The sequence below is a fragment of the Mogibacterium timidum ATCC 33093 genome, assembly GCF_000525775.1.
GTDB lineage: Bacteria > Bacillota > Clostridia > Peptostreptococcales > Anaerovoracaceae > Mogibacterium > Mogibacterium timidum.
Map to the genome: position 1 here is coordinate 25288 of NZ_JALU01000017.1, position 9406 is coordinate 34693.

Here is a 9406-nt window from a genome sequence, read left to right on the forward strand (position 1 = left end):
CCTTCAAAATCTCCATTCGTAATTATTTTGCTGAATGTGATACAGTTTTGAAAACAACCCGTTATGCGCAAGCAGCTCCGTACTGCTCCCAGCTTCTACCACTCTTCCTTGCTCCAACACGACGATATGATCTGCATGAAGAACGGTACGCAGCCTATGTGCTATAACTAAAACAGTTTTTCCGACCACAAGCCGGTTAATCGCCTGTTGTACAAATACCTCATTCTCCGGATCAAGAGACGCGGTCGCTTCATCGAGTATTACAACAGGCGCATCCTTAAGTAATGCTCTGGCTATTGAAATACGCTGCCTTTCTCCCCCTGAAAGGGTCGCTCCGTTTTCACCGAGCATAGTCTTATAGCCATCCGGCAGTTTTTCAATAAACTCATCACAGCAGGCAGCTTTTGCCGCTGATTTAATTTCTTCCTCGCCGGCATTCGGTTTGCCGATGCGAATGTTATTCTCTATCGTGTCATTGAAGAGAATAACCTCCTGAAATACAAAGGAAAAATGCTGCATTAAATATTCGGGATCAAGTTCTTTTACATTTACACCTCCGATATTCACTGTTCCGCTATCTGCATCCCAAAAACGCGCAGCTAACTTGGAAATGGTACTTTTGCCGCTGCCCGAAGGACCCACGAGTGCTGTGATCTGTCCGGCTTTTGCCACAAAACTTACTTCGTCAAGTACGGGTTCCTCACCATAGGCAAAGCTCACCGTATCAAAAGATAAATCTGTATTTCTAATCGGTGAGCTTGTTTCTCCGGTCATTACTTCGCTGTCCATCAAGGTGCGGAGACGCCTGTTAGAGACTTGCAAATAAAGTATATCCGGCAATAGTGTTAACACCGTAAGAATAGGACCGTAAATTCTGGTTGCAATTAGCAGAAACATCAGCATGACAAGAAAATCGATCCGCCCGGATGTCAATAAGTGTATGCCTACAAAAGCTGCAACCCCGATACCTGATCTAAGCAACATTGATGACAATGCCATAATTGAACCGGAAACAAGCTCTATGCGAATTGCTGCTGAGCGCAATTCCGTGAAGGCGTCATCGAGCTTCTTGTATTTTTCTCCCCCCAGATTGCAGGAACGTATCACTTTAATTCCATCGAGATACTCTTGCGACTGTTTTTCTGCTGCAAGCTTTGCAGAAATATGTTTTGAAAACAACCGATTCTGCAACTTGCGGCTTGTCCAAAAGATGAGCGCTGTAAGCGGAAGCATAGCAAATATGGATAATGCCATTCGCCAATCAAAGAAAGCAAGGCATATTAAAACAAACACCGATGATGCAATATTTGCAAGAAGCTGGGGCACAATATTGGAGGTTGCCGTTTCGATATTTGTGCAATCCGTCATAATATTGGATGATAACTCACTCAAATCTCTTGTGTTGAAAAAGCTCATCGGCAGTTTTCGCATTTGCTCCGCTACACGAAGCCTGGTCGCCTCCGATTGATGATAAGAGGACACATAGGTTTTCATGTAATCATGCTTTGAAAGCAGGAAAATAACAATAAATGCTATAGCACCAAGCCCAAATAATATCCAAATTCTATTCCATGAAATATCTTCTCCTGTCAGAGGCTTCAATACTTCTATGAAAAGCCCGATTGTAATCATGAAAGGAAGCATCAGTGAAAGGCTTGTAAAAAAGCATGCTATTGCTGCATTTCGCAGCCCTTTTTCCGCATTTTTATCCAGTAGCAAATAATTTCTAAATATTTTCATGAAATAACTGTCTCCTTTCCGATACCCCATTCAAGGGATTGTGTGTATCGCATCCACATATCTGAATACAAGCTGCCTGCTTGTAATAGAACCTGATGCGTTCCGCTTTCGACAAGCTTTCCCTTGTCCATCACCAAAATGTTATCGGCGTCCTTTATGGTTCCAAGCCTATGGGCAATAATAATAACTGTTCTGTTCTCCATTAGTCTGCGTAAGGCCGTTTGTATAAGTCTCTCATTTTCCGGATCCGCAAAAGCCGTGGCCTCATCCAGAACTAAAACGGGAGTGTTGCGAATGATCGCACGGGCAATAGATATACGCTGGGCCTCCCCCCCTGACAGGTGAATTCCGCCTTCTCCAAGCACCGTATCATATCCGTCGGGAAGATTAGTAATGAATTCATCACAGCAAGCCGCTTTTGCCGCGTTTACAACATCTTCATCTGATGCTTCAGGGAAGCCTATTTTAATATTATCCCGAATGCTTTGATTAAAGAGATATACATCCTGAAAAACAAAGCTGACCTGTCGCATTAAATCACGCTCCGTCATTTCGCGGATATCCACATTCCCTATGCATATGCTGCCGCTTGATACATCCCAGAACCGGGGAATTAAGTGGGCTATAGTGCTCTTTCCGCCGCCTGAGGTTCCGACTATAGCGGTAACTTCTCCTGCTCGTGCGGTAAAACTTACATCGGATAAAGCAAGCTTTTCGTCCCCGCTATACGAAAACGACACATTCTGAAATGATACAGCTCCGTCATCAGGCTTTTTACCTTGATTTATTTTAGGCAGCTCCGGAAATGCCATTATTGCATCAAAGCTTTCAACGCCCCCGGAAACCCTCATGCTGGAAGATGATACATACAAAAATTTATGAAGCACCGAAGCTATAGCGGGTGCAAGCAATAGATAGAAAATGAAATTTAACAAAAAATCGTTATAATTCTTCGTCCCTTTTCCGATTAAAATTCCTACAGGAATAAGAAAGAGGTAAATATTGTTGATAAGCGTCATAAATGATGCAGTTGAAATTTTCCATTTCAATGTGTATGTCAGCATAAATTTGGTATATGTTGTAATTGAACCTCGTAATTGCCTGAAAGAGTGTGCTGTTTGCCCAAAAGCCTTAAGCACCGGCATTCCCCTTACATATTCTACTGTAGCCTCTGTCATATCTGCTGTGTTCTTTTGTAGCTTTGCCATGAGATCGGAATTAGAAGAGCCCATAGCAATCATCTGAATACCGAAAGCCGCCAGAACTGCGATAAAAGCAGCAACCCCGAAGCGCCAATCAAATATGAACAGAATTGCGAGCAGAACCAATGGCGCAACAAAGGCGGCAACCATATCCGGATATACGTGAGCTATGAAGTTCTCCATTTGCTCAATATCCTGATTTAATACCTTGCGGAATCGCCCGCTCCCCATTCTAAAATGGAAACCAAGCGGAATTTTTGCAATATGTTCTGTTAATATGGTTTTAAGCTTGTATTGCGTTCCAAATGCGGCAAGGTGTGCGCATATTGAAGAGCTGAAAAATAAAAGCACATCAGCTGCAATACCTATCACTGCAATCATCCCATATCCCCAAACAGCTTCTACATTTAGCTTTGTAAATTCCGGATAAACAGAAATTACATCACGAATGATATAATAAACGGCAACATAGGGAACAAAGGAGGCTGTTGCGGCCAGAGCCGCAAGAACGCCGCTGACCGCAAGAAGTCCCTTGTGATCTGTTGCCAGTTCAAAAATGCGTGACATGCCGCTTTTTGTCTTCTTTTTTTTCATCACTTCGTCTCCTTGAGCAATCCTGCTTTCACAAGATGTTTTTTGAAAACAGCACGAGCCAGTGTTGTCCCCAATATAGCTGTAACAACTGTAACAGCTAAAGCAAAAGCGAGATATGGACCGCTGATAAATTTAATTAAACGAGCCATGAATTCCCCGTTTATGCTATTTCCTTCAGCAATTTTAAGATAATAATCTTTCATGACAAGAAAAGGAATATATGATCCAATGGCCGTCCCAAGCATTAAAACGCAGTAGCCGATGACCTCGCAGGTGTAACTCTTATAATGCCCGCTTCTAACAATTAATTCCGCGATAATTGAACTTATAATTACCGCGGCAAGTATTGGCCAGCCACTACCCATGACGAACATGACCAGCCCGAACAGAATCCCGAACAATATAACGGCACCTGCTTTAGGGGCTTTTGCCCTAAGCAGCATATATACGGAGGCTGCGACGAAGGAGCCTAATGCGACGCCAAACGGCAAGGTATAAACGGTCATGCTCATTATCATAATGCATGCCATAAAAACCACAATAAATATAACGGTAAAAATGCCAAGATTGATAAAATCACGGCCGCCCAGCTTAGTACCGGAAGTAGCTTTGTTTTGATTCATTTGAAATAATCCTCACTTTCTGTTTTTATTTATTTTGATAAAGATATGATTCGCGTACAGGCAAGCTCCAGAAACTCATTATCATGAGAGATTACGATAACGGCTTTTGTCTTTGCAAGTTCCCTTAACAGCTTTGCCACGCGGTTCATATTTTCAAAATCAAGCCCGCTTGTCGGTTCGTCAAAAAAGAGTATCCGTGCAGGAGATAAAGCCGCAAGAGCCACACATAAACGCTGCTTTTGCCCACCGGATAAGGAGAGCGGATGTCTGTCACCGACATCTGTAAGCTCCAAGGATGACAAAATCCTTTGCACATCTTCGGAATCTGGTATTTCGCCGGAAGCGGTAATTGTCATTTCTCCAATCACGCTGTCGCTGAACAGCTGATAATTCGGATCCTGCATTACAAGAAAAGCATATTGCTTCCGCATACGGATATCGCTTCGCTGTCCCGCTAAATAAATGTCACCCGTTTTTTCTTTCATAAGTCCGCAAACAGTTCGTGCCAATGTCGTTTTCCCGCTCCCGTTCTCTCCGATCACTCCGACAATATCTCCGTAGTCTGCCGAAATATTGATATTTTTCAGAACGGTCTTTTTCCCTCGTTCAACTGAGAGATTCCTTATCTCCAATGCGGGAATTCTCACGGGACAGCTTGCCGGTGAAGTCGAAATTTCAGCTTCCCATAGCGTGCGCAGGCCCATTCTGTTAAGCGCTGCCACATCTGTTGAGGCAAGCATATCCATATCGTAAAGCCCTATCAGCCTGCCTTCGTTAATCAACGCTACCTGGTCTGCCACATCGCGAAGATAATAAAGCCGGTGTTCAGAAATCAGCAAAGTCTTGCCACTCTTCTTTAGCTGCAGTAGAAGGCTTCGAAGCCTTAAGGTTGAAGTCCTGTCCAGATTTGCGGATGGCTCGTCCAGCACATACAGTTCAGGAGATAAGGCATAGATGCTTCCAAATGCGATCTGTTGTTTCTCTCCGCCCGAAAGCGCAAAAATGTCTTTTCCGCATAAATTCTCCAACTTGAGATTATTTACTGTCCGCTCGTACCGATATTGCATTTCTTCATATGGAACCCCGCAATTTTCCATACCGAAGACAATTTCACTGTCTGTATCCGTGTTGAAGAATTGAGTTCTGGGATTTTGAAACACAGATCCGATTTGTGATGCTAATTCATGCGGCTCCCGCCCGGCAATATCCTCTCCGGTTATTTTTACGGTTCCGGAAAGCTCTCCCGGATAAAAACTCGGAATCAATCCGTTTATAAGCCTTGTTATTGTTGTTTTTCCACATCCCGAACTACCGGAAAGCACCACACATTTACCCTTGTTTATTTTAAGAGAGATGCTTCTCAGCGCTTCCGTTTCCGTTCCTGCATAGCGGAAGCTAACCTGCTTCAATTCAATCAAGTCATCACCCTCCCAACCGTTGTCCGCAGCAGCAGAACCGAAATCAGCGCAACCGTGAATATCAAAGTCAACAATGTATCCCTGAATGTTATGTTGAGCTTTATGAATGATGTTCTGGGAGCGGGATTATCCAATCCGCGAGTTATTGATGCTGCGGAGAGCTCTTCCGCAATTGTGGACGCACGAACCAAAAGAGGTGTAATAAAGCCTTCAAACACGATGATCGGCCGCAGTCTTAAATTTCGGAGAGAAAGTCCTATTCCGCGAAGTGACATGGCATCTCGTACATGAGAGATTTCTTCTTTTGCAGTAGGAAAGAAGCGCATGGCAACCGCGAAAGTAATGATAAATGCACGAGGGATTTTCATAGCATAAAGGCCGGTTACCATTTCACTGACCGATGTTGTTTTCAAAAATGTCTGTCCGTAAAGCATAATCGGCATGCACATTCTTATGCATAAAACAACCATTAAAATCATGCTGTTCAAAGTCTCCGGCACATATTTTGAAAAAACAATAAACGAAAGCAGCAAAACATAAGCGGCAGTGAATTTTATTATCTTTCTTCTCTGTCCGAGAAGAAAAGAAATCGAGCATACAACGATAAAAACAATACTCCCGTATATGATATCCTTCGCGGAAAACGCTACGATACTGATGAGTATCAATAAAAAGAATTTACAGCGCACATCGAGTTTCAAATCGTTTCTCTCCCTTGAAATACAAGTATAGCTATGCTAAACTCACATAAGTTAGTTGTATCTAATCGGGAGTATAATATATCCTCACTCCTTTGAGCAATAGATTAAGCTCGTATATGTCTTTGCTCAAAAGAATAATGTCTGATAGAAAAAATGGTGATGCATAATGATAAATATAATAAATTCTATGTGCAATGACATGGGAATGATAAGAAGTAATGAAAATAATCCCTTCGGTTGCGGTTCCTTCTTTCAAGGAGATGATTATATAACACAGGGGTATTTCTGGGTTTTGCCTCATGGAGAGCATTTTGTGATTACAAAATGTGATTTTTATTTTCTAAAGGATACAGAGCTTACAATGCCGAACGATTCGCTTTATATATCGCTTCGGCTTGAATACGCCAAGCATCTTCCACCGGGCAAAATAGTCGCCTATTTAGAAGAAAATGGCACGCCTATAAATACTTTAATGCGCAAAGGAAGCCGAGTTGCTTACACTGAGGTTCTGTATTCTCCTTCATTTTATAAAACGCATCTTGATACTCTTTTTACCGCGCAGGAAGCAAGCCCTCTTGAGATTTTGAAAAACATGGGAGGAGAGCACAATTGGTCATCCGAAATTATGAATGTTCTAAAAAAAATATATGCCTGCTCTCTGAATGGAATGTCCGCGGAACTGTATTACATAGCAGGGGCTTATGCGTTGATGTCCGCGGTGCTTGAAATGGGAAATGGAAGATTGCCTAAAAAAAGCACGGATTATGAAAGTATCGTTCGTGTTATTCAGTACATTGATGATAACTTTTCACACACAATAAAGCTGGCGGAGCTTTCCAGGTTAGCGAATATGAGCACAACAAAGCTGAAAATTTTATTCAAGCAATTTACAGGGTGCACTATTACTGAATATATTATGTCCAAGAAAGCCGACTACGCTTCTCATTTATTGGCTGATTCAGATTTATCCATAGAAGAGCTCGCAAAGAAAGTAGGCTTTGATACGGTTGCCGGTTTTTCCACCTCATTTAAGAAGCAAACAGGGATACCACCGTCGGAATATAGAAAGCAAATAGAGTTTAATTGTTTGAAGAATCCGTCAGAAATCGTAAATCTTACATTTGGGAGCAGCGATGCTGAAAAACCAAGTTAGTCTGATTCTACCAGAATAATCCTTTGAAAGCTTGTATTTGCCGGTACTTCTTATATTGTGGAACTTACTGCTGATATCTGAAGAAAAACAATAATTGGCAAAAAAAGTAGACTTTGATTTACAGTTCGTGAAGGTGCGAAAAGCCCCAATTCCTACTTAAATTTTAATATACCACAGATAGTAAATCAAAGTCTACTTTGCGTTACAGCTCATGATCGTTGCGGGCCTTTGTAGTATAACAGCTTTATAGTGACGTGAGCAATGAGGAGGAGGATTATTTATGGAATCAAAGCTCAAGATTATAGGCAAGAGACTGTTTGTATTTATGATGTCCTGTCTGATGTTGTTTGGCATGACTCCTATTACGGGACAGACTTTTGCGGAAACTCAACATAATAATGTTTTCACTGAGATTAAACTCACAGACTCGGATTTGACAACACCTGTCGGTTCTGCAGATTATAATAAGCGAATGCAACTGGTAGCCAAGTTTGCTTTGCCTAATAATCAAGTTCACAAGGGGGATACAACAGTTCTTCCCATACCTAATGAACTTGAAATTTATAAGAAAGAAACGTTCCAGATTAAAAATGATAACGATGAGGTTATTGCCAATGCGGTAACCGATCCTGACAGTAAGACCATTACCATGACCTATACGGATTATGTGGATTCACATTCGGATATTACGGGGTCGCTTCATGTTACTGTCATTGTAGACTCCAGTGTGGTTAAGAAGCCTCAGACGCTGCATCTTAAGATTGAGATACCACACGGACAAACCTTCGATTTAGGGACTTTGAATTATACCGGAATACAGAGTGACAACCCTGATGAGGAGATTACGAAGTGGTCTTTCTTCGATAAAGATGACCCTACGATTGTACACTGCAGGATTCGTGTCAATGCAAAAGGCGGTAGCTACCAATATATCAAGGTAAAGGATACTCTTGAATCTGAATCGGTTTCTTATGTAAAGAGTAGCGTTCAGGTTAAAAAAGGTAAATGGGAACTTCCTGCCGGAGGCGGGTATTATTCTCTGAAAAATGAAGTCGACGTCACCGACCAGTTCCCTCTCCAGTATGACGGGAACAGTTTTACAGTTCGTTTTGATAATATAAGCGGAGAAGGTTATCTGATTAAATATGATGTAAAACTGGCTTATACTCCGACGAATCAGGAAATTATTAAAAATAGAATTTTTGCAGAAACTAATAACGGGAAGCTTATAGATGATGTTGTTAAGGCTCTCTACCAGCAATCCGGCGGTGAAGCGAACGGTTACAATTACACTATAAAGATTCACAAGGAGAGCGAGGACGGCAAGAAGCTGGCAGGAGCGGTTTTTGAGGTTATAAGGGATTCTTCACATGCAAAAGTCGGAGAAATCACCACAGACAGCGATGGAAACGGCAGTCTCGGAGGCCTGCTTAAGGATAATTATACAATAAAAGAGATAAAAGCTCCTGAAGGCTATATGCCGCTCACAACTCCGATTCATGTTAAGCCTGCTGACTTCGGCGCGGATAAAGCCGTTTTAAAAACTGTTAAGAATAAATCGATACCTAAAATAAATATCTGCGGTGAAAAGACCTGGGATGACGGAAATAATCAGGATCATAAGCGCCCTGAGAAAATTATAGTAAACCTTCTGGCCGGCGGAAAGCCTGTTAAAGAAACAGAAGTTAAGGCTGGCGCAGACGGGAAGTGGAAGTATTGCTTCACGGATTTACCTAAATACGATTCTGAAGGTAAAGAAATCACATATACTGTAGAAGAAGCGCCTGTGGAAGGGTATACATCTAAAGTTGATGGATTTAACATTAAAAACAGCTATAAGCCTGAAGAAACCAGTGTAAAGGTAACCAAGAAGTGGGAGGATGCAGACAACCAGGATGGAAAGCGTCCAAGCAGCATCAAGGTGCAGCTGTATGGAAATGATAAAAAAGTAGGAGAAGAAGTAACGCTCAACGAA

Annotated in this window: 7 protein-coding genes; 2 read left to right on the forward strand and 5 right to left on the reverse strand. The window is 42.0% G+C overall.

The annotated features are described in order from the left end of the window. Window positions 1-3 precede the first annotated feature (3 nt). From HMPREF0581_RS04775 to HMPREF0581_RS04795, 5 genes are read right to left on the reverse strand one after another with little or no spacing between them, the layout of a single operon-like run. Window positions 4-1740: an ABC transporter ATP-binding protein gene (locus HMPREF0581_RS04775; protein WP_009643216.1), complete on the reverse strand. Its 1737-nt coding sequence runs from the start codon at window positions 1738-1740 to the stop codon at window positions 4-6. After that, window positions 1737-3536 (reverse strand): ABC transporter ATP-binding protein, encoded by a 1800-nt coding sequence (locus tag HMPREF0581_RS04780; RefSeq protein WP_009643215.1) that lies wholly within the window; start codon window positions 3534-3536, stop codon window positions 1737-1739. The genes HMPREF0581_RS04775 and HMPREF0581_RS04780 overlap by 4 nt, the downstream gene beginning before the upstream one ends. Beyond that, window positions 3536-4159, reverse strand: a complete 624-nt coding sequence (locus tag HMPREF0581_RS04785) for an MptD family putative ECF transporter S component (protein ID WP_009643259.1) — start codon at window positions 4157-4159, stop codon at window positions 3536-3538. Before HMPREF0581_RS04785 ends, HMPREF0581_RS04780 begins: the two co-directional genes overlap by 1 nt. 29 nt (window positions 4160-4188) lie before the next feature. Then, window positions 4189-5577 (reverse strand): ABC transporter ATP-binding protein, encoded by a 1389-nt coding sequence (locus HMPREF0581_RS04790; RefSeq protein ID WP_009643274.1) that lies wholly within the window; start codon window positions 5575-5577, stop codon window positions 4189-4191. Continuing rightward, window positions 5574-6278, reverse strand: a complete 705-nt coding sequence (locus tag HMPREF0581_RS04795) for an energy-coupling factor transporter transmembrane component T (RefSeq protein ID WP_036380862.1) — start codon at window positions 6276-6278, stop codon at window positions 5574-5576. The genes HMPREF0581_RS04790 and HMPREF0581_RS04795 overlap by 4 nt, the downstream gene beginning before the upstream one ends. A gap of 199 nt (window positions 6279-6477) precedes the next feature. On the opposite strand from HMPREF0581_RS04795, the gene HMPREF0581_RS04800 reads away from it, so the two are divergent. Beyond that, complete coding sequence (locus HMPREF0581_RS04800) at window positions 6478-7431, forward strand: helix-turn-helix domain-containing protein (RefSeq protein ID WP_242822258.1); 954 nt, start codon at window positions 6478-6480, stop codon at window positions 7429-7431. Between the two features lie 280 nt (window positions 7432-7711). Next, window positions 7712-9406: Cna B-type domain-containing protein (locus tag HMPREF0581_RS04805; RefSeq protein ID WP_156918821.1), on the forward strand; the 1695-nt coding region annotated here is incomplete at its 3' end.

Bases quoted from the DNA above. Each gene is read 5' to 3' on its own strand.
- HMPREF0581_RS04775 (WP_009643216.1), bottom strand. From the start codon at position 1,740: ATGAAAATATTTAGAAATTATTTGCTACTGGATAAAAATGCGGAAAAA.
- HMPREF0581_RS04780 (WP_009643215.1), bottom strand. From the start codon at position 3,536: ATGAAAAAAAAGAAGACAAAAAGCGGCATGTCACGCATTTTTGAACTG.
- HMPREF0581_RS04785 (WP_009643259.1), bottom strand. From the start codon at position 4,159: ATGAATCAAAACAAAGCTACTTCCGGTACTAAGCTGGGCGGCCGTGAT.
- HMPREF0581_RS04800 (WP_242822258.1), top strand. From the start codon at position 6,478: ATGGGAATGATAAGAAGTAATGAAAATAATCCCTTCGGTTGCGGTTCC.